General features: G+C 37.0%; 18 protein-coding genes and 1 pseudogene. 11 read left to right on the top strand and 8 right to left on the bottom strand.

Annotation, left to right across the window (positions count from 1 at the left end; translation table 11 throughout):
- Positions 1-44: 44 nt before the first annotated feature.
- The 4 genes from ANA7108_RS0101385 to ANA7108_RS0101365 form a co-directional block, all read right to left on the bottom strand.
- Positions 45-1,919: a hypothetical protein gene (locus tag ANA7108_RS0101385; protein ID WP_016948962.1), complete on the bottom strand. Its 1,875-nt coding sequence runs from the start codon at positions 1,917-1,919 to the stop codon at positions 45-47.
- Between the two features lie 102 nt (positions 1,920-2,021).
- The gene (aroC, locus tag ANA7108_RS0101380; protein ID WP_016948961.1) at positions 2,022-3,110 is read right to left on the bottom strand and encodes a chorismate synthase; all 1,089 of its coding nucleotides are present in this window, start codon (positions 3,108-3,110) and stop codon (positions 2,022-2,024) included.
- A 258-nt stretch (positions 3,111-3,368) separates the two neighbouring features.
- On the bottom strand, positions 3,369-4,892 hold the full coding sequence (locus ANA7108_RS0101370) for a bifunctional ADP-dependent NAD(P)H-hydrate dehydratase/NAD(P)H-hydrate epimerase (protein WP_016948959.1): 1,524 nt from the start codon (positions 4,890-4,892) through the stop codon (positions 3,369-3,371).
- 60 nt (positions 4,893-4,952) lie between these two features.
- On the bottom strand, positions 4,953-5,699 hold the full coding sequence (locus tag ANA7108_RS0101365) for a hypothetical protein (protein WP_026103920.1): 747 nt from the start codon (positions 5,697-5,699) through the stop codon (positions 4,953-4,955).
- 224 nt (positions 5,700-5,923) lie between these two features.
- Here ANA7108_RS0101365 and mnmA point away from each other — a divergent pair, with 224 nt between their 5' ends.
- Complete coding sequence (gene mnmA / locus ANA7108_RS0101360; protein ID WP_016948957.1) at positions 5,924-6,997, top strand: tRNA 2-thiouridine(34) synthase MnmA; 1,074 nt, start codon at positions 5,924-5,926, stop codon at positions 6,995-6,997.
- 39 nt (positions 6,998-7,036) lie between these two features.
- Positions 7,037-7,639 carry a Uma2 family endonuclease gene (locus tag ANA7108_RS0101355; RefSeq protein WP_016948956.1) on the top strand — a complete coding sequence of 201 codons (603 nt, stop codon included), beginning with the start codon at positions 7,037-7,039 and terminating at the stop codon, positions 7,637-7,639.
- 54 nt (positions 7,640-7,693) lie between these two features.
- Here ANA7108_RS0101355 and ANA7108_RS31310 read toward each other — a convergent pair.
- Positions 7,694-7,816 (bottom strand): annotated as a pseudogene (locus tag ANA7108_RS31310) (CU044_2847 family protein); the annotation flags it as partial.
- Positions 7,817-7,878: 62 nt separating this feature from the next.
- On the opposite strand from ANA7108_RS31310, the gene ANA7108_RS0101350 reads away from it, so the two are divergent.
- Positions 7,879-8,136 (top strand): hypothetical protein, encoded by a 258-nt coding sequence (locus ANA7108_RS0101350; RefSeq protein WP_016948955.1) that lies wholly within the window; start codon positions 7,879-7,881, stop codon positions 8,134-8,136.
- 5 nt (positions 8,137-8,141) lie between these two features.
- Here the strand turns inward: ANA7108_RS0101350 and ANA7108_RS0101345 are convergent, their stop codons facing one another.
- Both ANA7108_RS0101345 and ANA7108_RS0101340 read right to left on the bottom strand, forming a co-directional pair.
- Positions 8,142-10,625 (bottom strand): AAA-like domain-containing protein, encoded by a 2,484-nt coding sequence (locus ANA7108_RS0101345; RefSeq protein ID WP_016948954.1) that lies wholly within the window; start codon positions 10,623-10,625, stop codon positions 8,142-8,144.
- A gap of 230 nt (positions 10,626-10,855) precedes the next feature.
- Complete coding sequence (locus ANA7108_RS0101340; protein WP_016948953.1) at positions 10,856-11,692, bottom strand: AAA-like domain-containing protein; 837 nt, start codon at positions 11,690-11,692, stop codon at positions 10,856-10,858.
- Positions 11,693-12,105: 413 nt separating this feature from the next.
- Here ANA7108_RS0101340 and sat point away from each other — a divergent pair, with 413 nt between their 5' ends.
- The 8 genes from sat (at position 12,106) to ANA7108_RS0101295 (ending at position 24,763) form a co-directional block, all read left to right on the top strand.
- Positions 12,106-13,287 (top strand): sulfate adenylyltransferase, encoded by a 1,182-nt coding sequence (gene sat / locus ANA7108_RS0101335; RefSeq protein ID WP_016948952.1) that lies wholly within the window; start codon positions 12,106-12,108, stop codon positions 13,285-13,287.
- 198 nt (positions 13,288-13,485) lie between these two features.
- Entirely contained in the window at positions 13,486-15,642 is a 2,157-nt protein-coding gene (locus ANA7108_RS0101325; RefSeq protein WP_016948950.1) for a caspase family protein, read from the top strand.
- 541 nt (positions 15,643-16,183) lie between these two features.
- Complete coding sequence (locus ANA7108_RS0101320) at positions 16,184-17,746, top strand: ferredoxin--nitrite reductase (RefSeq protein WP_016948949.1); 1,563 nt, start codon at positions 16,184-16,186, stop codon at positions 17,744-17,746.
- Between the two features lie 154 nt (positions 17,747-17,900).
- The gene (locus ANA7108_RS0101315) at positions 17,901-19,400 is read left to right on the top strand and encodes a NarK family nitrate/nitrite MFS transporter (RefSeq protein WP_016948948.1); all 1,500 of its coding nucleotides are present in this window, start codon (positions 17,901-17,903) and stop codon (positions 19,398-19,400) included.
- A gap of 226 nt (positions 19,401-19,626) precedes the next feature.
- Complete coding sequence (locus ANA7108_RS0101310) at positions 19,627-21,807, top strand: molybdopterin oxidoreductase family protein (protein WP_016948947.1); 2,181 nt, start codon at positions 19,627-19,629, stop codon at positions 21,805-21,807.
- Positions 21,808-22,061: 254 nt separating this feature from the next.
- A complete protein-coding gene (locus ANA7108_RS0101305; RefSeq protein WP_016948946.1) occupies positions 22,062-22,520 on the top strand; it encodes a phosphate-starvation-inducible PsiE family protein in 459 nt (152 codons plus the stop codon).
- Positions 22,521-22,544: 24 nt separating this feature from the next.
- Entirely contained in the window at positions 22,545-22,997 is a 453-nt protein-coding gene (locus ANA7108_RS0101300) for a nitrate reductase associated protein (protein ID WP_016948945.1), read from the top strand.
- Positions 22,998-23,392: 395 nt separating this feature from the next.
- The gene (locus tag ANA7108_RS0101295) at positions 23,393-24,763 is read left to right on the top strand and encodes a PrsW family glutamic-type intramembrane protease (RefSeq protein ID WP_026103919.1); all 1,371 of its coding nucleotides are present in this window, start codon (positions 23,393-23,395) and stop codon (positions 24,761-24,763) included.
- Positions 24,764-25,115: 352 nt separating this feature from the next.
- Here the strand turns inward: ANA7108_RS0101295 and ANA7108_RS0101290 are convergent, their stop codons facing one another.
- Positions 25,116-25,754 (bottom strand): hypothetical protein, encoded by a 639-nt coding sequence (locus ANA7108_RS0101290; RefSeq protein ID WP_016948943.1) that lies wholly within the window; start codon positions 25,752-25,754, stop codon positions 25,116-25,118.
- Between the last annotated feature and the right edge of the window lie 16 nt (positions 25,755-25,770).

Below are 25,770 nucleotides of genomic sequence, written 5' to 3'. Positions count from 1 at the left end.
TGGAGAGATATAAAACATCTCTACAAAAATTAAATTGAAAGTAGTTATTTATTATCCTTCTGTTTTTTCAGATAATCTTTAGCCCAAGCATAACGGTATGAATCTTTTCTCAAGAGATACTCCGCTGCTTCATGTCGTTTTTGTTCGTCTTTTGTATTTTTAATTACTCGCTTAATTTCAGAATCTATGTCTTCAATATCAGCCCCACGATTAATGGCTTGTTCAAACCAGTTATTACCTTCTTCATAGTCAAATCTGTCATAACAGATAGCACCCATTAATGTGTAAGGTTGATGACTATCAGGCTGATACTCCATAGCTTTTATTGCACAAATTTCTGCATCATCTAATTTATCAATATCTCTAAAGGCTGCACCTCTAGTGACTGAAATAGCTGATTTGAGATTATTTTCTTTAATTTTACCTAAATCTAAATTAGTAAGTTTTAAAGCCTGTTCAGGTTCATTGGCTTTGCGCCAATAACTACTCGCTGTGGGGATATGCCATTTGTGTCCAGTGCGTTTAATTTCTTGTTCTAAAAATTCAGCTTCTAGTCTGTAATGTGCAACAGTAATTTTTCCATCACGAGATAAAAGCTTTTCTTCTATAAGCTGAACAACTAACACAGGATCTAGCCGTTCTTTTTTCTCTAATTTGACCATAATCGTATACAATGGTTCTAGAGGTAATGTAGGATCTATTAATCCATACTTTATTTTTAGTGCTGAAAAATGCTTCTGTTTCGCAAAAGTAATAATATCTTCATGTTTATTATTTTGCAACCATTCAATTTCCGAATCATTTAAAAACTGCCCTAATTCTGCTTTGTGTTTTAAACTGGCACCATATTGTTGATTAGCTATAACTAATGTATCTGTCAATTGATGTTTTTGCAGAAATTCCAACTCATCCTTACTTAACGTGTTCTCTGATTCAAGTTTTTTGAGAATAATATACAAATCACTATCAGGTGATAAATCTGCATATTTATCTGCGTTGTATTTTCCTTTTAGTTGAATAAATTCTCTTTTGAATTCAAGCTCTTTAGCAATCTTAATTGTTTGTTTTAGCCCTCTATTTTTCAACCAATCTTCATCATAATAAGCTAGCTTTTTATTTTCCTCCAATTTTTGCAATATTTCATGTAATCTACTAGCGACCGATGGCTCAAAGTATTTATTAGCTTTGTATTTTTCTTTTAGTTGAGTAAATTTTGCTTGTTTTGCTAACTCTTCTTGTCTTTCCAACTCCTTTTGTATTTCTAACTCTTTTTGTCTATTTAACTCTTCTTCTCTCTTTGACTCTTGTTGTTCAAAAATCTCTATAGTTTCAAATAATTCATTTTCTAGTAACCATTCATATTCAGAATCATCCAAACTTTGAGATTTGTCTAATGTTTTGAGAATTGAATATAGTACCTTATCAGGAAATGAATCTTGATATTTAGTAGCTTGATACTTCTGTTTTAGAGCAGCAAATTTTTTTATATCTTGAGCTATTTCAACTATTTGAGATAAATTCTTATCTTGCAGTAATTGAATTTCATCATTATCTAAATGACCTTCTTTATCAAGTTTCCAAAGTATGGGATATAGGAAACTGTTTAATGATGATTCCCAAGATTTAGTAATTTTATACTTAGCTTTCAATTGAGAAAATTCATCTTCTAGCCTTTTAAGTTCTCCCTTTCTAAATTTCTGTACCCAAATAATTTCAATTGTTTGTGTTAGCTCATTTTTTTGTAACCAATTTAACTCTAACTCACTGAGTTCTAATCCTAAATCAACTTTTCGTAAAATCAAATACAGCAGACTAGAAGGTGATGAATCTTGATGCTGAGTTGCTTGATATTTAGATTGTAAAGCAGTAAAATGTTTAACACGATTTTGGTAGTCTTGATTTGTATTGATGGTAGTCATAAGAACTATTGATGCAGTTAGACTTGATTAAGTATGACTACATCAATCAAAAGGGGCATTCCAGATCAACACCCCATCAAAATTGTCTAAAATTCCTACTTCCTACAACACCTTACACTGTCCATGATGCCGTAAAAGATGGTCACATAAAACCAAAGCAACCATCGCATCAACCATAGGCACAGCACGGGGTAATACACAAGGATCATGCCTTCCCTTACCGGCTAAAACCGTTTCTTCACGTTCCTTAGTTACAGTTTTTTGTTCTTTTCTAATAGTAGCCGTCGGCTTAAATGCAACTCGGATAATGATATTTTCTCCGTTGGAAATTCCCCCTTGAATACCACCAGAACGATTAGTTACTGTTCTAATTTCGCCATTTTCATCAATATAAAATTCGTCGTTATGTTCAAATCCTGTTAACAAAGTTCCATCAAAACCAGAACCAATTTCAAAACCTTTACTTGCGGGAAGTGACATTACTGCTTTTGCTAAATCTGCTTCTAATTTATCAAAAACTGGTTCACCTAAACCCTTGGGAACGTTCCGCACCACACATTCAACCACACCACCGATGGAATTACCATCTCGACCGGTTTGTTCAATTAATGAAATCATGGTGTTAGCAATTTCGCTATCTGGACAGCGGACAATATTGCTTTCTACATCTTCTAAAGTAACAGTATTAGTATCAACTACGCCTTCTAAATCCTTAATTCGCTTCACATAAGCAATAACTTCCACATTTGCAACTTGACGAAGAATTTTTTTGGCGATCGCACCAGCTGCAACTCTCCCTATTGTCTCACGAGCTGACGACCTACCGCCACCTTGCCAATTTCTAAAACCATATTTTGCATCATAGGTAGCATCTGCGTGGGAAGGGCGATATTTTTGCGCCATCTCATCATAATCTTCAGGACGGGTATTTTTATTTCTGACTAAGATTGCAATGGGTGTTCCCAGCGTCTTACCCTCAAACACCCCAGATAGAATCTCACAGGTGTCCGCTTCCTTGCGAGGAGTCGTGATTTTACTTTGTCCCGGCCGTCTTCTATCTAACTCAAATTGAATTTCCTCAGCCGAAATTTCCAATAGTGGGGGACAACCATCAATAATAACGCCCACACCGCCGCCGTGAGATTCGCCAAAAGTCGTAATTCGGAAAAGATGACCAAAAGTGCTGCCCATGATGTTGAAGAAATACAGACCGGAATATGTATTTTACATGGAGTTAAGACAAAAACACCACTTTTCGTTACATAGTACTCTTCGAGAAGCCGCTGCGCGTCTACGGTTTTTTTGTGCCTTTCTACTTAGAGACAATGATGATGTTAATGGGATTGCGTCTTTTGATTTATACTTTAGGAAAAAGACAATTAAGAATCTCTTTAAAAATTCCAAAACCCACAGTTAAAAATCAAGTACTTTTTGCTGATGATAAGCAAACTATCTATCAACCAAAACTTTCATCAAATATTGCGTCAAAGTAAAAGCATCAACACCTAATTCTGTTCTTTCTTTTGCTGCTAAAATACCAGCTTGGGAATGCCACCAAACCGCAGTTGCTACTACATCTTCAATATTAACTTGTTTATTAACAACCTGCGCCAAAATTCCTCCCATTAAACCAGTTAACACATCACCGCTACCACCACGGGCTAAAGCTGGTGTACTTTCAGAATTTATCCAAACGACTCCTTTAGGGTTAGAAATAGCTGTTCTTGCCCCTTTTAACAGCACTACAGCCCCAGTTTGTGATGCTGCTGTTTGCACTGATTTAATTCTATCTTTAAAATCGATATCAGGAAATAACCGATGAAATTCACCTGTATGGGGTGTGAGAATTGTTGTGATTTTGCGTTTTTGTAAAGTATCAATAGTCCCTAATTCTGCCAAAATATTTAAACCATCAGCATCAAGAATTAAAGGAATTTCACTTTCAATTACCTGTTGTACTATCGGCATAGCATCTTGAGTTAAACCGGGTCCACAAGCAATTATATTAAACGAACTCAAATGCGTTTTTCCTGGTAATTGTAGATGAGAAATTGCTCCCATTTCTGTTTCTGGACAATCGATAATTAATGCTTCTGGTAAATGGGAAACCAATAAAGGTTTAATCGATTCAGGTACAGCAATAGATAACATTCCTACCCCAGAAGCCCGCGCACCCAAACCAGTTAAAATTGCTCCACCAGCATAACGTCTTGAACCACAAATTAACAGTAAATGTCCTGATTTATATTTATGTGTAACTGAAGAACGGGGTAAAGGTAAAGTTGAAATTGCTGTGGTTTTGGTAATACGGTTTATTTTTGGTACATTTCCTAAAATAGCATGAATATCTGCTAAGGGAATATCAAAATCAATTAATTCAGCTTTACCAATATATTCTAATGCTTGTTCTTGCAATAAGCCCTGTTTCCACAAACCTAAACAAAAGGTATGAGTAGCACGAATTGCAGTACCTAAAACTTCTCCAGTATCTGTATGCAAACCGGAAGGTAAATCAATACTAAAAATCGGCTGATTCCCTTCATTAAAATGATTAACTGCTAAAGCAATATTACCTGTAATTTCTCTTTCTAAACCAAAACCAAATAAACCATCAATCAAAAAATCACAATTTGGTAATTCTCCTAGTTCTTCAAAACAAGGAATTCCCAAACTTTGGGCATATTGGAGATGTTGAGAAGTTAATTCTTTGAGTTTAGTAAAAGGTTGATAAATCCAAACTTGATCACCACGAAAATGTAACTCACGGGCTACAACTAAAGCATCACCACCATTGTGTCCAGGACCAACTAAAATTCCTATAGTTCGACCTTTTGGGATAATAGCTTTTAGCCGCTTGGTAATCAATCCCGCTACTTTTTCCATTAAAGCTGCGACAGGCATCCCAGCGGCGAATATCCGCCCCTCAATATCTCGCATTTGTGCAGCAGAGACGACAATTTGTTCTTTAGTCATAGGAAATAGGGAACAGGGAACAAGGGGAAAAGTTTTCCCAATTATGAATTATTTTGTCAGTTATTTTCCGTAGTAAACCCTAGCATCACCGTAACCTGACTTTCTTAGATAATTATTCCATTGTTCTGCCGTCGAGCGATCGCTAAAAGGTCCCACAGCTATATGCGCTCCCAGTGGTTGATTTCTTTGAAACACATTGCTATTCTGACCTATATTTCTTTGAATTTCTTGAGCAATATATCGTAAATTATCTTTATTGCTAGGAATGACTACATAGTAAGCGCTCACAGGTTTAGAAATCGACAAATCACCATTAACAGAGGAAAATGGGACTTTTTCACCAAAATAAGAGGATATTGGTTCTGCATTGGAGAAACTAACAATACGAGCGCCACTAACACCATTTAACTCCAGTTCTCTCACTCGTTGTTGAGCGTTAGATTGCTGGGTGAAAATCCCTGACTGAATAACATTACGTCCATTGTACTCCCGAATATAAGCACTACTTTCAACCTGACGAACTTTTTGTAGTGTTTGCATATTACTGCTGTCAACGTAAACAAAGTAGCGTTCAAAGCTTTGATTATATTGACTAATTTGGGTAGTTGAGTAGAAATCAGAATTTTGATTATTTTGATTAAACCCTATTGGTTGCAACTGCGGTAATGCTGATTGCGCTATTAAGCAACCATTTTTAGATATTTGGGCTTGTACTGGGTTATGTTGGGAAACTAGTACCAAGCATCCGCTAAAAACTAAAGCAAGTATGGGTAGGGGAATGAGTTGACTTGCTATCATACTAAACATATATTTTTCAACCAATTGTCTCACATATTTTCTCGCAAACATCATTTTAATCAAGTCATGAAAAATTGCAAATACTTGCATCTAGTGTAAAAAAAGAAGTGCTTTATTAGCAAGGGTTTACAGAAGTGTATGCTACAATTGGATAGTTTGGTAATTTCCATCCTGTGCTAGGATGAAAAACTTCTACTAGCAATAAAAAATTAGCACTTCTAAAAGTGTGGTTTATGAAAAAAGTCGTCGTTGGTCTTTCTGGTGGCGTTGACAGTTCCGTAGCTGCCGCTATTCTACACAATCAGGGCTATGATGTAATTGGTTTGACTCTTTGGCTAATGAAAGGCAAAGGGCAATGTTGCTCTGAAGGAATGATCGACGCGGCTCAGATTTGTGAACAATTGGGCGTTCCCCATGAAGTTGTCGATATTCGGGATGTCTTTCAAACAGAGATTGTTGATTTTCTTGTCACTGGTTATAGTGTGGGAATTACGCCGTTGCCTTGTTCCCAATGTAACAAGACTGTGAAATTTGGTCCGATGGTAAAATATGCCCGTGAACAATGGGAATGCAACAGCATTGCTACTGGTCATTATGCCAAAATTCGCTACGATGAAACCACAGGACGTTACCAATTATTACGCGCAGTTGACCGCAATAAAGACCAATCTTACTTCCTCTACGATTTATCTCAAGATTTATTAAGTTGTTCTATCTTTCCTTTGGGTGAACTGAACAAAACCGACACCCGACGCATGGCGGCTGAATACAACTTAAAAACCGCCGATAAACCAGAAAGTCAAGATTTATGCTTAGTGGAAAGTAACGGTTCCATGCGGGCATTTTTAGATAAATATTTAGCACCAAAACCAGGTGATATCGTCGATACCACTGGTAAGGTTTTGGGACAACATGATGGTATTCATCATTACACAATCGGTCAGAGAAAAGGCTTAGGAATTGCAGCGGCTGAACCTTTGTATGTGATTGAATTAGATGCAGCTAATAATAAAGTCATTGTAGGCGATAGCGAAGCTCGCCGCAGGCATCGCACCAAAGGAACAGAATCAGAATGTACAGTAAATAGAGTCAACTGGGTTTCTATTACTGAACCTTCAACCCCCATTCGTGCAGAAGTGCAAATTCGTTATCGTTCCGCACCTGTACCCGTGACAGTAATTCCTTTAGAAAATGACCGTGTGCGTTTGGTATTTGATGAATTTCAATTTAGTATTACCCCAGGACAAGCTGCGGTTTGGTATAAAGGGGATAAGGTATTGGGTGGGGGAATAATTGAACAGTTTTAGTCAATTCTCCAGATTTGCCTAATCGTGAGGAAAATGATCATGGTACAATCACCCCCAAAACTGATCACAGTCAATGAGTTTATCACTCAGTACGGTGACAGCGAGAATTATGAACTCATTGATGGGGAATTAATCAAAATGGAACCAACAGGACTCCATGAGCAAGTATCATCTTTAATTGGGCGAAAACTGAATGTAGAAATTGATCGTCAGGACTTACCATATTTTATTCCTCATCGCTGTTTAATCAAACTATTGGGAACAGAAACAGCATTTCGTCCCGATGTCATTGTTTTGGATCAAACACAACTAATTAATGAACCATTATGGCAAAATGAACCTGTGATTACATCAGGAAAATCCATTAAACTAATTGCAGAAGTTGTAAGTACAAATTGGCAAAATGACTATGCACGCAAAGTTGAAGATTACGCTTTATTAGGTATATCTGAATATTGGATTGTAGATTATTTAGGTATTGGTGGAAGAGAATATATTGGTAAACCCAAACAACCAACTATTACTATTTGTACATTAGTAGAGGATGAATATCAAAAGCGATTGTTTCAAAATAACGATCAACTTGTTTCTTCCATCTTTCCCGATTTGAAATTAACAGCAAAACAAGTCTTGATAGTGTAATTGTTAGATGAAAAATTTACTATCTAAACCATTACAAGCTGTTTTTTAAAATGATTATTCATCACTTGATGTAGGATTAAATTTACATTTAACAGTAATTTTCACATTACTGCTAGTCTCTCCTGTGACAATATAAGGAATTCCAGTCTTTCCAGCAATATTAACCCCAAATTCTAAAGTTACTTCAGCAACTTAAGAACAGGAAATACTAACTACCTAATTCTTAACATTATTGCCTTATGAACCAACCCATTCCTACAATTAATACACGACTTCTTGACTCTCTCACTCAAATTATCCTTTCACTTTCTCAAGAAGAATATCAAATCTTAGTAGAAAAAATTCAACACTCCCGACTAACTGAACACCAGAAAACACAAAATATTGAATCCTTAAAACAGGATATAGCCGCAGGTATTCAACAACTTCAAAATGGTGAATACACAGAATACAATGAAAATAATTTATCTACTCTCATAACTTCAAAAATTCTCTGAAAGCCTTACCTGCTACAATCTACAAGTCTTTGTAATAAAAGAGAAAGTCCAGAACCACAACCAGCAACAGAAACTATCCCCAATAATACGCCGTAGCGAGGTAATATCCCGTATCTCTCTGCTTGAAAGTTAGTTTCGCATTTCCAAGGTATTTCATCATATTTCATCCACTCTCCACCCTTTTTCTTCCATCCTAATTCCTCCCCGAACTCATCATATCTTGTTTGATTCCATATTGTAAAATTGCCCTTATCCCAGTCAAATTCTAAAGAATTGCCCGTACTTAGATATATTTTTTCCTGAACACTGTAACCAAAATGTCCTTGAGAGTTCCTAGTCCATAAACTATCTAGTTTTTTTAAATCATCACAATTAAAGTTTTTGATATCATTTAATTGCAAATAATTTTCTTTTTCTTTTCCAGATGCAATAAGAAGAAATTGCCAATTTTTGTGATCTGCTTCTTTCCATCTATTTTGCTGCATTAAATAGTCCAATTCATCTAATAAATGTGCTTTTAAAGATTCATAATAAACTGTATTTGATCTATCTAAATAATTAAGTTTGCGATAAAGAATACCAATAATATCTGCATTACCATTATAGAGAATATTCAGGTCTAAAGTGAATAACTCAAAATTAGATTTTAATTGAGATTTGAGAAGATTATATTTCTGAAAAGCTATCTTGTAATTATATAAGACTTTATTTAATTCTTTTTCTACGTTACCTTTAACATAATGAATATAGATTAAGACAACTAAATAACTATAATTATTGTTATCAGGTTTATTTTCTTCTGATATTTTTTCAAAACTTTTATCGAATTCTACTTTGGCCTTAATATATTTTTCTTCTATTTCTAAATATTCATATCCTAAAACTAAAGAAATATCTAATAAAGCCTCTTTAAGTTCTTGATTTTTGATTTTTTCTTGTAAGACTAAACCTGCAATATTTAAAAATTGGTTAGCCTCGTTGTTGTGACCTTTTTGTTGAAGTTGAGAAGCTACTGCGGATAATTCCTTGATTTTACAAATATTTCTTTCTATTTCAGTTACTTTTTTGTTAGCTATAGATAATTGCCTCTCTGCCTCTTGTTTAACTTCTTCCTCAATAATTATCGCCCTTTCTGCCGCTTCCTTCTCCTTTCTTTCCCTTTCTAACTCCGCTTCCTTTTCCCTTTCTCTGATTTCCTCTTCAATTTCCTGCTGACGAGAAGCGGCTAAAAATTGTTTATCCTGAAAACTTAAATTCTTAGATTCTGCCCATTCTTCCGCTTTTCTTAAAGCATTTCCTCGTAATAACCAAGAATTTTCCTGACAACCTGAACCATACCACGCCCTAAACGCTTCAGAATAGGGACGTAAAGCAGCTAATTGATTATCAATCCATTCTTGATTAAAAACCTCTCGATAAATAGGATTATAAATCTGTAAATAATTATTTATTTTCACCACCAAACCCGATAACTGTAACTTTCCTTCCTCTCCAGTATTCTGACTAACTACTTCTCCCTGTTGATAAATCTTTTGATAAATATCTAATAATTCACCTGTCATTTGTTCATCAATTAAAATCCGTCTTTCAATGGTGCGTAAATGTTCAGGTTTATCCTGTTCTGTCCAATTTTCAATAATATTAGTTATAATTAAATTTTTTAACCATTCTTTTTCATTTCCTTCAGATAAACCAGAAGAATTTATAACTAAATTACAGACTTTTTGAGTTAAAAAAGGTTGTCCACCAGTCCAATTTAAAATTAATTCTAATAATTTTTCTGGTTGATTGATTTTAACACTTAATCCCTTTGCTAATGCTTGAGATTCTGCAAAAGTAAAACCTGTTAATTCTACTCCATAACCAATATTAAAAGGAGTGCGAGTTTTATCTTGAATTAAATCGCTGGGAGTCGCTACTCCTAATAATACAAAAGTCAAACGATTATATTTAACATTATCAACTCGACGATTATAAAAAGAGCGAATTAAAGCGAAAAAATCATCAACATTAAAATCTAAACTCAGGGTACTATCAATTTCATCAATAAAAATAACAATGTTTGATTCAACATATTTTAAAAGAATATCTCGCAGAAAATTACCAAAGAAATTCACCGCAGACAAAGATTCTTGGTCATATTTATCCCACCAACTATCTATATCAAATCTTTCATTTAATTCAAAGGTATTAATTAATTCAATAATAATTCCTGCATACCATTGTAAAGGGGTAATATTAGCTGAACCAATCTCAGTTAAATCAATAGCAGCACAAGCAAATCCATCTACTTCTTTAAGCCGTTTCATTGTTTGAACCCTTAAAGAAGATTTACCCATTTGTCGGGAATTTAAAACATAACAAAATTCTCCCTTTTTTATAGCTTGATACAGTTCCTCATCAGCTTTTCTAGTAACATAAGTAGGAGCAGAAGCTGGGAGAGAACCACCTACTTGATATTCATAATTAACTGAGTTTAAATTTTCCATTTTTATTTTTCAGATTCTTCTAAAGCCCGCCTCAGAATGAATTCTGATAGCTTGCGTGGCGTAGCCATGTCTAATAGCAAAAGTCGTCTAAAGACGACTAAAGAAAAATTGATAGTCCGTTTTAACGGACTTTAGTTATTAGCCCTGAACTTCAGTTCTGGGCGGGTTATTTCCATAATGAAATAACTCGGTTAGATTTAGTCGATTGTCATCATTTTAAATGACATAAATCAATCTTGCAAACGATCGCTAAAATAAAGCCGATATAAATTACATAGTGGAATCACTTTATTACCTTTTGATTCTGCTAATCCCATACTTTTTAATTTAAAAGCATAAATCGGTTCTAATGTAATTGCATCATCACTATTAACTAATTTTAACATGGCTGATTTTAGTTCTTGATTTTCTTCCAAAATGAGAAGATGACGATACAAATGGTCTTCATATAATCCTTCTTCAGTGGGAGCAATTTCTAAAAATTGCTTTAAAGTTAAGTCGTTAGTAGCAATATGATATAAAGCTGTTCTCACCAAATAAGGATGACCATCAATCATCCCCATTAATTGATTAATTTCTGTGTCTGACCATTGTAATCCATGTCGTTTAACTAAATCTTGAACCTGGGTTAAACTAAACTTATTTAAATTAATGGGTAAACCGACATTAAAAGGAGATTTATTCACATCCAAAGAAATATAAACTTCCTGAGAATGGGAAATAACTAATCTCAATTTTTGCCAAGTTTCATTAAAAAATATTTCTTGTAATGCTTTAAAAAATTTAGCTAAAGGAGCAACTTTAAGTAAAATGGCTTCTCCATTATCTCCCATTAAAGCTAAACCCTGTTCTCCTCCACCATGTCCTGAAAAATGTACAATATCTGGTTTATATCCTAATAGAGTACGACGAAATTCTTGAGGACGTACTGCTTCTTCGACAATAATTTCAAATTGTTCACGTTTTTGGTAACGCTCCCAAGCACTTTTGATTTCCCTGACTTCTTCACTTAAACGTAATGGTTTTGTGTTTGTGGGGTTAGCAGTTAAAATGAGAATTTTTTTCACAAAATTTTTGTTTCATAGTCGATTAAATCATATCTTTATCCAGGATGTTTCACAAGTACTAATATGTGCGTTTATTGGTCGAATGCAACACAATAAAGGGCGAAGAAACCCTGCCTCTACAGGCTTGGTGATGAAAAACTGTACCTATAACAGTAAGAACTAATGTAAGTGCGATCGCGTAGCTCACCGTAAGTCCTACGGACAGACTGCGCCAACCCGGAGCGTATCGAAGAGAAGGTATCGCTTTCAGTTCGTCTCGGTTCTGGGAAATATTACCATCGCCCTGCCCCTTTATCCCAATCTCACCCTTCCCGACCGGCAATTAACAAAAAGTTTTAAGAATTTGTACTATATGTACCAACAATTTGATAAATTAATACATAGTTCGCAACAATTATAGGGAAATAATCACGTTGAGTTACCATCAAGATGCTATTGCCCCCCACGGCGGAGAGTTAGTTAACCGGGTTGCTACACCCGCACAAAAGGAAACATTTCTCTCTAAAGCCGACTTTTTGCCACGAGTTACACTGGATGAGCGAGCAGTTTCTGATTTAGAAATGATTGCAATCGGAGGTTTTAGTCCGCTGACTGGTTTTATGAACCAAGAAGACTACAACCGAGTAGTAGCAGAAATGAGGCTGGCTAACGGTCTTGTCTGGTCAATACCAATTACACTGTCTGTTACAGAAGAAGTTGCAGCCCCTCTCCAAAAAGGTGATTTAGTCCGTTTGGATAACCCTAATGGCGAATTTATTGGGGTTTTGGAACTAACTGAAAAGTATACCTACGACAAAAAACACGAAGCTATTAATGTTTATCGCACTGATGATGCTAAACACCCCGGTGTGCAGGTAGTTTATAATCAAGGTTCTGTTAATCTTGCAGGTGATATCTGGTTATTACAACGTGATTCCCATCCCCATTTTCCCAGCTATCAAATTGATCCTGCCGCTTCACGGGAAATGTTTAGAGAGAAGGGTTGGAAAACTATAGTTGGTTTCCAAACTCGCAACCCTATCCACCGCGCCCATGAATATATTCAAAAGTGCGCCTTGGAAACAGTAGAGGGTCTATTTTTACACCCATTGGTAGGGGCAACTAAAGAAGACGACATCGCCGCAGACGTGCGGATGCGTTGCTATGAAATTTTGATAGAACACTATTACCCTCTAGATAGAGTCATTTTGGCAATTAATCCAGCGGCAATGCGTTATGCTGGTCCAAGAGAAGCAATTTTCCATGCTTTAGTTCGCAAGAATTACGGCTGTACACATTTTATAGTTGGGCGTGATCATGCTGGTGTAGGTGACTACTACGGTACATATGATGCTCAGTATATATTCGATGAGTTTGCGCCGGAAGAATTGGGCATTGTGCCAATGAAGTTTGAACACGCTTTCTACTGCACACGCACCAAACAAATGGCGACAACCAAAACTAGTCCTAGCAAGCCAGAGGAACGGGTTCACCTGTCGGGGACAAAAGTCCGAGAAATGCTACGTCGTGGTGAATTACCCCCACCAGAATTCTCTCGTCCTGAAGTAGCAGCAGAGTTGACACGAGCAATGAGTAGTCCAGCAGTATTAGCTTAAAACCGACTATTACCGCTTTCTCGGAATTAACAATTAAAAATTCAAAAAGCAGATTAAACAAGCTTTGCAAGAGTTTTTAACGGTTAAATTACCCAATGCTGCACTAGAAATTAGCAAAAAGTATAATCAGAAACTTTACTCTACAGACTTCAGCCCTTTAAGCTATTATGCTGATGGGCTGATGGCTGATAGCGAATTATGAAACGGCGTACGTTTTTAGAACGGATAAGCCGCTTACTAGCGGTACTAGGATTAACTGAGGCTGAGTGGTTGACTTTGGGAAACCGCTATTATCAAGCTTTGGCACAACCGAGTACTCGTAAGTTGGCTTTATTAATAGGGATTAATAAATATCCACAAAGTCCCCCCCTGGGTGGTTGTCTGACTGACGTGGAATTGCAAAGGGAACTTTTGATTCACCGATTTGGCTTTGCCACTTCGGATATTTTGACCTTGACTGAGGAACAAGCCAGTCGAGAATTTATTGAAGCGGCTTTTTTGGAGCATTTGAGTAAGCAAGCAAAAGCCGATGATGTGGTTGTATTCCACTTTAGTGGTTATGGTAGTCGTGTGAAATTGGGGACTTTGCCAGAGACTGTGCAGAATGCCCTGATACCAGTTGATAAAAACAATATCCAAAATAGGCGTGTTGTCAACTATTTATCAGAAGAAACACTTTTATTATTATTGCGATCGCTCCCCAGCGATAAAGTAACCGCAGTATTAGATACTAGTTACTATGCTCCAACTACATCACAGCCATCAAGTTTGCGAATTCGCTCCCGTCCAGAATTGCCAGCAGCAAAGTTCGCAGTCGAGGAACTTGAGTTTCTCCAACAACTCAAAACTCAGAACTTAGCCGCCAACAATGCTATTGTCCTCAAAGCCACCTCCGATGAAAATCAGCAAGCCGGAGAATTGCTCTTTTCTGGCTTCAGTGCGGGATTATTTACTTATGCTTTGACTCAATATTTATGGGAAGCTACCCCAGCCACAACTATTCAAATTCTGCTGTCTCATGTGAGTAGTTCTATTTACAAACAAGGTAGTGAACAGCAACCAAAATTATTGAATGACCAAAAAAATCCTCAAAGTGCTTTTATTCTCAATTATCTTCCCCTAAAAGGTAACGGTGCCGAAGGAGTTGTCACAGGCACAGATGAAGATGGTAAAACAGTTCAGTTATGGTTAGCTGGCTTACCCCCCCAGGTTCTAGAATATTACGGCGTTAACTCTAAATTAACTCTAGCTACTGGAGAAAAATTAACCTTAAAGTCACGAACTGGATTAACTGCAAAAGCGCAAATATCTCCAGAACCTACTACCATGCCACAAGTAGGACAACTTGTCCAAGAAGCAGTCCGCGTATTACCTCGAAATATCAACTTAACCGTAGCCTTAGATTCTGAATTAGAACGAATTGAGCGGGTAGACGCAACTAGTGCTTTTGCGGCCATTGCCCGCACTGCCAACATAGCAGCAGAACAGCCAGCTAATTTTGTATTTGGTAAATTACAACAAATTCCTAGTCGTTACGGTCTTTTTTCTCTAGGTGGTGAACTAATCCTCAATACCACTGGGGAAGACGGGGAAGCAGTGAAAGTAGCAGTACAACGATTAGAACCGAAATTTTCCACACTGTTAGCAGCAAAGTTATGGCGACTGACAGACAATGAAGGTTCTTCTCGTTTACCAGTTAAAGCGACTTTAGAGATTATTAACAACATATCGCCCCGTGTTGTCATGAAAAGGGAAACTCGGCGCAGTCAGACTGAGGAAACTGCTACTAAAAAAGCATCTAGCACTCAAGCACAAAGTATTCCTAGCGTTCCCGTCGGCAGTCGAATGCAGTATCGAGTGGAAAATTTGAGCGATCGCCCTATATATTTAATGCTAATGGGGTTAAATAACTCTAGAAATGCATTTGGCTCCAGCTCACCTGAGGTAATCGCTTTTTACCCCTGGCAAACCGCTCTTGAACCAGAATCGCCCCATACCAAACCCCGTTTGCAAGAAATAGTCATTGCCCCAGGACAGACTCTGAAGATCCCACAAAATAATTCTACCATCGGCTGGATGCTACCAATACGCGCTCTATTTTGTGAACATCAATTAATTCTCAGTACTGCTCCTTTTAGTAGAACTCTGGAAGCTTTAATAACTGCTAAGTCTCCAACTACTTACCAACAGCCTATTAGTCCATTAGTTAACTCCCTAGAAGTTGCCCAGGCTGTGCTACAAGACTTGCACAACGCTAGTCAAGTTAAAATTGATATGAATGGAACTGCTACAGACTCATACATTTTGGATGTGAATAATTGGGCAAGTCTTAATTTTAGTTTTCAAGTGGTTTAAGAAGATGTCTGAACTAAAACTGGGCATAAGATTAGATTTGTAAAAATTGCTATTCTGTTTATGCGGTTATCTTAATCAGGACTTACGCAACTGGCATATTGGTAGGGTGCGTCAGACCTGACATATCCTGCAAATAAACAGATACTTGATATCTGACGCACCATAAAATAGATGTTTGGTGTGACACTTGCGTAAGTCCTATTAATAAACAAAGTCTCATAAAAGCAATGCTTATGTAATGATTCTTAATCGCTTTTCGTCAATACGTTTTTGACCATAATTGTATAAATATTTATAAATGCTTTATGTTGTTTATATTATACAAAAACAGCAATTATAATATCCGTTTTCTGCATAATTACTCAAATTTAGTAACCTACTATACGAATTGTTATGAAAATTCACCTTAACGTAACAACATCGAAACAGTTACACCACCAACCAGGAAACTACTATCAGTTATTTTCCCAAAGTGGCAAGTACAAAACCGATAAGAACACGGATACACAGTTAATTAAGTCCTGTTCCCCAAAAAAAGCCCATGACAGAAACAGCAACTACCACCGAAAAACTCAATAAATTCGAGAAATTCAAAGCTGAAAAAGACGGACTTGCAGTTAAAAACGAAATAGAAAATTTTGCCCAAATCGGTTGGGAAGCAATGGACGAAAACGACCTCAACCATCGCCTAAAATGGTTAGGTGTATTTTTCCGTCCAGTCACTCCCGGTAAATTCATGATGAGAATGCGTCTACCCAACGGCATTCTCAACAGCAATCAAATGTCTGCTTTAGCAGAAGTGGTACAGCGTTACGGTGAAAATGGCAGCGCCGATATTACCACCAGACAGAATATACAACTACGCGGGATCAACATTGAAGATATTCCCGATATCTTTAATAAATTTCACAAAGTTGGATTAACTACTATCCAATCGGGGATGGATAACGTCCGTAATATTACAGGTGATTCTGTAGCAGGTTTGGATGCAGATGAATTTTATGATACCAGAGAATTAGTGCAGCAAATTCAAGATATGCTGACTAACAACGGTGAAGGTAATCCAGAATTTAGCAATCTTCCCCGGAAATTTAACATTGCAATTACCGGCGGAAGAGATAATTCCGTTCACGCAGAAATTAACGATTTAGCCTTTATTCCCGCTTTTTGGGGAAATGAAAATGAAGTACCAATCTTTGGTTTTAACGTCATTGTCGGCGGCTTATTTTCTGCAAAACGTTGTGAAGCAGCCATTCCTCTCAATGTGTGGGTATCTCCCGCCGAAGTTGTATTATTATCCAAAGTTATTGTCGAGATTTTCCGAGATCATGGCTTACGCACAAATAGACAAAAAGCCCGGTTAATGTGGCTACTTGATGAATGGGGGATAGAAAAGTTCCGCGCAGAAGTAGAAAACCGTTTTGGAAAATCATTATTACCCGCAGTAGCCAAAGATGAAATTGACTGGGAAAAACGGGATCATGTGGGAATATATAAACAAAAACAACCTGGATTTAACTACGCAGGTTTAAATATTCCCGTCGGGCGATTGTATGCTGATGATATGTTTGAAATTGCCCGGTTAGCCGAAGTTTATGGAAGTGGAGAAATCCGGTTTACGGTAGAACAAAATATCATTATTCCGAATATTCCCGATTCCAGTTTAACACCATTTTTCACAGAATCGATATTAGAGAAATTCTCAGTTAATCCTGGTTTATTAATGCGATCATTAGTATCTTGCACAGGCGCACAATTTTGCAACTTTGCATTAATAGAAACCAAAAACCGCGCCTTAGCAATGATTAAATCATTGGAATCTGAACTAACTTTATCACGTCCTGTAAGAATTCATTGGACAGGATGCCCAAACTCCTGTGGACAACCGCAAGTAGCAGATATTGGCTTAATGGGAACAAAAGTGCGTAAAAATGGCAAAATGTCGGAAGGTGTGGATATTTACATGGGTGGAACAGTGGGGAAAGACGCACATTTAGGAACTTGCGTGCAAAAAAGTATTCCCTGTGAAGACTTACAACCCATATTGAGAGAAATACTAATTACCCAATTTGGGGCAAAATTGCGAGAACCAGCAATAGTTTAGAAATGGTAATTGGTGATTGGTGATTGGTAATTGGTAATAAGTAATTACCGACATCTTTGATTATTAATTAGTTAAAACCTTGGGCAATTTCATAATTGTCTATGGATTTGTATATCCAATTTTTCAGAAATTCAATTATTTAGCGAGAAAAGAAATGTTAAAAGGATTATTTTCATTAAAAGGACGTTATCGAATTTTACATCAGACATGGTTTGCTTTCTTTCTCACCTTTGTCTGTTGGTTTAACTTTGCACCCTTTGCTACCACCATTGGGAAAGAATTACATTTACTACCCGAACAAATTAAAACTTTAGGAATTTGTAACCTAGCCTTAACAATTCCAGCCCGCATCATTATTGGGATGTTACTGGATAAATTCGGTCCAAGAATTACCTATTCTTTATTATTAATGTTTGCTGTAATTCCTTGTTTAGCAACAGCATTAGCCCAAGACTTTAACCAATTAGTTATTAGTCGCTTATTAATGGGAATAGTCGGTTCTGGATTTGTTGTGGGAATCCGCATGGTAGCGGAATGGTTTCCTCCCAAAGAAATGGGAATAGCGCAAGGTATTTATGGCGGTTGGGGCAATTTTGGCGCATTTGGAGCAGAATTTGCTTTACCAACAATTGCAATTGCAACTAGCTTTTTAGATGGTGGTGGTTCTAACTGGAGATTAACAATTGCATTAACAGGAATTATCACTGCAATTTACGGATTATTCTACTTTAAAAGCGTTCAAGATACACCGATTGGTAAAGTTTATAAAAAGCCCAAGAAAAATGGTTCATTAGAAGTAACTTCCATCAAAAGCTTTTGGGCGATGATTGTGTCTAACTTCGGGTTAATTTTCGCATTAGGCTTATTAGCTTGGAGATTAGAACAAAAAAATATTCACTTCTTTACCACCAGCCAAATGTATATAGCTTGGTTGGCGTTAGCAGGATTATTTGCTTACCAAAGTTACCAAGCATATCAAGTCAATCAAGAATTACTAACTAGACAAAAAACCTACCCTGCAAATCAACGTTATCAATTCAGTCAAGTAGCACTTTTAGAATTTACCTACATTACCAGCTTTGGTTCAGAACTTGCAGCCGTTTCCATGCTACCCGCGTTTTTTGAAAAAACCTTTAGTTTAGAACATATTGTCGCTGGAATGATTGCATCTGTATATCCATTTCTTAACCTAGTTTCTCGTCCTAGTGGTGGATTAATTTCCGATAAATTTGGTTCGCGTAAATGGACAATGACAATAGTTTCTGCTGGGATTGCAATTGGTTATTTAATGGCGCACTTCATTAACAAAGATTGGCCTATCCCCTTAGCAATTGCTGTGACAATGTTCGCGGCTTACTTTGCTCAAGCTGGTTGTGGTGCGACTTACGGAATAGTCCCATTAATCAAAAAAGAAGCAACAGGACAAATAGCAGGAAACGTCGGTGCTTACGGTAACTTTGGCGGCGTAGTTTATCTGACAATCTTCAGTTTAACAGACGCATCAACCCTATTTGCAACAATGGGAATAGCCGCAATGATTTGCGCCTTCATGTGTGGATTCTTCCTCAAAGAACCAAAAGATTCATTTGCATCTGATAATGAAACTGAAGCAGAAATAATTAACCATCAACCAATTTTAATGACAGAAGAATAATTGTCTCACGCAGAGGCGCTCCAGACGCAAAGGTAAGAACATAAAAACCAGAAATTAAAAATATTTCTCCTTTCTCCTCTTCTTAAATTATCTCTGCGTCCTCTGTGCCTCTGCGGTTCGTTTATCATAAAAAATGCAGAATCTGATAACGCAGCATTAGCCGTAACTTTGCGCCTTTGCTCCTTTGCATCTTTGCGCGAAATAACCTTTTAAACCTGCAAATATTATGAATGAATTTACCAAAACACTTTGTCCTTATTGCGGGGTTGGTTGCGGTTTAGAAGTTTCCCCACCAGCCCAACATGGAAAAGCCACAAATCGAGATAGTGAAGGAACTCCAACTTGGCGAGTTAGGGGTGATAAATCCCATCCTTCCAGTCAAGGAATGGTATGTGTTAAAGGTGCAACAATTGCCGAATCATTAGATAAAAATAGATTGCATTATCCAATGTTACGTGATTCTTTAGATGCAGAATTTCGGCGTGTAAGTTGGGATGAAGCTTTTGATATTATTATCCAACGTATTCAAACATTACGATTAAATCAAGCTACAGATTCTATCTGTATGTATGGTTCTGGACAATTTCAAACTGAAGATTATTATATTGCTCAAAAGTTACTCAAAGGTTGTTTAGGAACTAATAATTTCGATGCTAATTCCCGGTTGTGTATGTCTAGTGCGGTATCTGGGTATATTCAAAGTTTTGGTGCTGATGGTCCTCCTTGCTGTTACGATGATTTAGAATTAACTGATTGTGCTTTTTTAATTGGTACAAATACGGCGGAATGTCATCCCATTATTTTTAATCGGTTAGCAAAATATCATAAAAAAAATCATAATGTTAAAATGGTTGTGGTTGATCCTCGTCGCACTCCTACCGCAGAAGCAGCCGATTTACATTTAGCTATTCGTCCAGGTACAGATATTGATTTATTAAATGGTATTGCTCATTTATTAATGCGTTGGAATTATATTGATACATTATTTATGGATGAATGTACCAGCAATTTTCCAGCTTATGCAGAGGTAATTCGGCATTATTCTCCAGAAGTTGTAGCTAGTCGATGTGGTATTAGTATTGCAGATTTAGAAACGGCTGCTAAATATTGGGGAAAATCAAAATCTGTACTTTCTTTATGGTCAATGGGTGTTAATCAATCTTCTGAAGGTACGGCTAAAGTTAGAACTATTATTAATTTACATTTAATGACGGGACAAATCGGTAAACCTGGTGCGGGTCCATTTTCTTTGACTGGTCAACCTAATGCTATGGGTGGCAGAGAAGCGGGGGGTTTATCCCATTTATTACCGGGTTATCGGTCAGTAAAAAATGCCGAACATCGAGGAGAAGTTGAGGATTTCTGGGGTTTAGAAAAAGGACAAATTTCCTCTGTTCCTGGTTTGACAGCGTGGGAAATAATTACTAATTTGGAAATAGGAAATGTGGGTTTATTGTGGATTGCTGCTACTAATCCCGCTGTGAGTATGCCAGATTTAGAAAGAACGAAAAAGGCGTTATTGAAATCTCCTTTTACTATCTATCAAGATGCTTATTACCCAACAGAAACATCAGCTTATGCTCATGTTTTATTACCTGCGGCACAGTGGGGTGAAAAAACTGGGATTATGACTAATTCTGAGAGAATGGTAACTCTATGTTCAGCTTTTCGTGAACCACCCAGGGAAGCAAAACCTGATTGGGAAATTTTCGCGGAAGTGGGAAAAAGATTAGGTTTTGATAATAAGTTTAATTTCCAAAATTCCGCCGAAGTTTATCAGGAATTTGTCCAGTTAACTCGTCAGCGTCCTTGTGATATGTCGGGTTTAAGTCATGAGTTTTTAGCTACACAAGGTCCAACTCATTGGCCTTATTCACAGGGTAGTAATTCAGCAGTTAAACGTCTATATACTAATCTACGTTTTCATACAAATAACGGACGCGCTAAATTTGGTGCATATTATTCTCAAGGTTTAGCTGAACCACCTGATGAGAATTATCCTTTTATATTAACTACTGGTAGATTGTATGGACATTGGCATACACAAACACGCACAGGTAGAATAGAGAAAATTCGCAAACTACACCCGCAACCGTTTATTGAGATTCATCCCCGTGATGCTGCTGATTTGGGTATTATTGATAATCAGTGGCTAGAAGTGCGATCGCGTCGTGGTAAAACTAAGTTTCCGGCTAAAGTCACAAAGGCTATTTCCCCCGGTACTGTTTTTGTGCCTATGCATTGGGGTAAGTTATGGGCAAATGAGGCAGAAGCTAACACGCTTACTCACTCAGAATCTTGTCCTGATTCTCTGCAACCAGAATTAAAAGCTTGCGCTGTGCAGCTAGTACCCGTTTCTGTAGAAATTACTGCCAAAAATTATCAAATTTTGTCCTCACAATGGTAAGCTGCTTAATATGTTTCCTAAACTGGGAATTATTCACTCAGACCTATTATTAATATTCAATAGTTATGATTGATTTTTATGATCAAAAATTTCCGCGAACTTAATCATTGTTTAATATTTTCGATAACAAGCAGTTAAACATTAGGATTGGTCGATTACGAATAGTCTGGAATAGTCTGTTTTATCCTGTAGATATTTATATGGGGTTTTTATTTTTGTAGTTTTTCAATTGATTTTAACTCAGGATACGTCAAATGAATAGACTAATCAAACGATTGATAGAAGTTACAAGTGATAAAAACTTTATGAACTTCATAGAAATTGTGGAGGTCATAGTTTCAAAGTTACTATCTCTTCTAATGGTGCTAGTAATTTTTGCGACGCTGGCAGATTTAACAATATTTATAGTTAAGGAGATACTTTCTCCAGCAGAAGGTACTTTTAGTCAGGCATTATTTAAAACTTTTGGTTTATTTCTAAATGTGCTGATTGCATTGGAAATCTTAGAAAATATTACAGGCTACCTAAAAAAGCACGTTTTACAAGTTGAATTAGTTATTGTTACTTCTCTAATTGCAATTGCTCGTAAAATTATTATTCTTGATTTAAAAGTAACTGAAGGTATAGAAATTATAGGTTTAGGTATTGCTATTCTTTCCCTATCAATTAGTTATTTTATAATTCGGACAAATAATTCCCGAAAAGAACATTAAACTACTGTAGTTATTAATTTAAATATGGCAGAATTATTTGGATTTGAAGCCGATTTTGTGGAGTCTCTACGGTGCATACCTATGCAACTACGTTACAAATTAGATACTTGTGGAATTAAGCTCAGGTTGTCTGAATGGAATCAATTGACTTTAGCAGAACGTCAGGCTTTAGTTGAATTACCCTGTTCCACAACAACAGAAATTGAATCTTATCAACAGTATCTGCAACAACTAATTTTGGAACGCACAGGTAAACAAGTTACCCAATTAGCTATTGAACCTCATCCACCTTGGTTGGATTCTACAAATATACCAATTAGCGTTCAGGAAGAAGCACAAACAACAGGTGTTAATATCACCTTGTCAAAGTGGAGAATTTTAACTTCTTTACAACGATTTGCATTGATAAAACTTAGTCTTTCAGGACATGAAAACAAAAACTTCTCCGCAGCAGTAACAGAATTTAATTTACTTTAGTCCATCAATTATACATGAATCCCATAAATAAATTCAGGAGATTGTCATAAGAGTACTTTACTTTTAAGTGTATTCACTTCCACTTACTTAAAACATAAATGAATATATACCAACCTAGACAATAATATTTCCTCGCCCCCCTTGGCTAAAAAGCTTCCCTGCTTCTAAGTTAAGAGTAAAACAACTAATATTCTAAATTTTTGGCTTTCTTGATTTTGAATTTTTAATTTTGTATTTTGAATTGGAGCGAAGCGAGGGTTAGTGAAGCTATAGTGTATTTAGCAATAGCTGTGGCTATTGATATGACTAAGGTTAAATCTACTACCATACCAAAAAATTTGATAGCGTAGCTTGGCGTAAGCCATAGAATTTGTTTAGACTCACTCACTAACTCGATGACAGGCAACAACGCAAGACATAATGCATTTCTGCGGCTAGTGTCTAGTAATGGAGTAACTTCTGGATCGGAATCCCGCTACTCACTACTTCCCACTAAAGAGATGGTCATTGGACGCGACCCCATCTGCCAAGTTGTCTTGGATGCCATGATGTACCGGATGGTATCTCGTCGTCATGCGGTGGTTCGTCCCCTTTCTGTATCACCAGATAGCAGATTCAGCTGGGTGATTTGTGATTTGAATAGCGCCAATGGAACTTTTTTAAATGGACAACTTTTACAAGGTTCTCAGGAATTGCATCATGGCGATCGCATTTCTCTAGGTGCAGATGGTCCACAATTCATTTTTGAGTATGAATTTCCCTCTCAACCAACAGTGATGACACTTAATCAGGGAAAGACACTACCATCTGCTAAAAATAGGCAACTGGCATCACAGCAAGATTCTGTTAGCTTTACACAACTGTTTCCCATCATTTCCACTGGGAAAGATTTAACTCGGAAAGCTTACCTAGTACCGGGAATTCTGACAGTCGTATTTGTAGTACTGATGTTTGCTACCGTAGGGAATCCCCAAGCAAATCAATTGATTGTTGGGTCTTACATCGCCTTTGCTGCTTACTACTTTGTTTATCAACTTTGTGGTAAACCGAAACCTTGGTGGGTACTCATCGCTATGGCATTGAGTACAACGCTGATTTTGCTTAGTCCTATATTGGATTTTCTAATTTTTGTATTTCGCGTTATTCTTCCTGGAAGTTTGCCCTCATCTCAAGATTCAATCACCTTTACAGAGTTGCTGGTGCGGATGTTTTTTGGTGCTGGGTTAATGGAGGAATTACTAAAGGCATTGCCAGTATTAGGTGCATACTTCATAGGTAACTCATTGCCATCACCCTGGCGTGAACGAATCGGCGTTTGGGAACCTCTAGATGGTATTTTGCTGGGAACTGCTTCAGCTGTAGGTTTTACTTTGCTGGAAACTCTTGGTCAATATGTGCCTGTGATCACCCAAAATGTTACCCAACAATCGGGAGTAGGTGCAGGTCAGTTGGTGGGGTTACAGTTACTAATTCCGCGAATTTTAGGCTCTGTAGCTGGACATATGGCTTACAGTGGATATCTGGGCTATTTTATAGGGTTAGCTGTCCTCAAGCCGCTGATGAGTTGGCAGATTCTCTCTGTTGGTTATTTAAGCGCTTCTGCACTCCATGCTTTGTGGAATGCTACGGGTTCAATTAATGCTTTGTTGTTGGTGGTAGTTGGTGTTCTATCTTATGCTTTTTTGATGGCGGCAATTCTGAAAGCCAGGGCATTATCGCCTACGCGATCGCAAAATTTCGCTACTCGCTTTCTCGAACCAAAATAAAATATTTTTAGGGAGATGGCAATAGAATTTAGATAAGCGCTCTTCACCTGTCTTTTTTTTCGGGGTCAAGGGTAAGGGGAAAAGGGGGAAAAGCTTAAATCTAACCTTGTCCCATTACCGTTTATCCTAACCTGATTACGAGACAGGAAAAGAGGCGAATAATTAAGGCTTGCTGTAGATGGTGCAATTATTGCCATCAGTCAATATATGGTCTGCGCTGATGTGATTATGAGCAAAAAATGAAAATTTAGCGTCTGATTGTTAGTACACGAAAAACACCACCATAAATAATCGAAAATAATTACCATCTTAATTTAATCTTCAGCCCTTAATGATTCCACTAATTACTAATTTAAGATTCCTTCTCTAAGCTAGAGATTTGTTTGAATGCATAGTCAGCGATTGCTAAACTAACTTTTGCTTGTTCTATTTCTGATAAACTAGTCCACTCTCGATTTTCAATATTGCTGATGACAAATACCAAGTTTTGTTGTTCGTGACTTCGCATGGCATAAGAAAAAGGACGAGCTAAGACTAGTAGATCATCTGTTCCCCAATTTGGTAGTAAAGCTTGAACACATTCGACTAGCTTATCACTAGCTGATTTTTCTAAAGTGATGACTTCCAAGGCTTTTTGGGCGATGGCATTTAGCCAATTTAAGGGGACAGCGCTAGAAAAAGCAGTATGTAAAGCGGATTGAAGACGATGAGATGGCTTCTGATCATGGTCAGTTTGGGAATGGGAAACTTGAGACCAAAGATCGTCTAGATGATGATAAAAATTCTGCGCTCTTGTCGTCAGGTCTTCTGTTAGTAAATCCTGACAGTCAAACTGCTGCTCTAGCTGGGAAAAATAAGCTTCTGATTCTTCATCAGCGGGATTCCAGGGATAAGCAGCATCTTCAGGTTGTAGCAGTGCTTCTAATAAATCTAAATCTACTGAAGATGTAAAAACCGAGCAGGTATCTAAACCATTGATTTTATTAATCATGTTTCACCTCACAATT

The sequence above is a fragment of the Anabaena sp. PCC 7108 genome, from assembly GCF_000332135.1.
In the GTDB taxonomy this organism is placed as follows: domain Bacteria; phylum Cyanobacteriota; class Cyanobacteriia; order Cyanobacteriales; family Nostocaceae; genus Anabaena.
The sequence above is the reverse complement of the archived record's forward strand: the minus strand, read 5'-3'. Positions and strand labels throughout refer to the sequence as shown.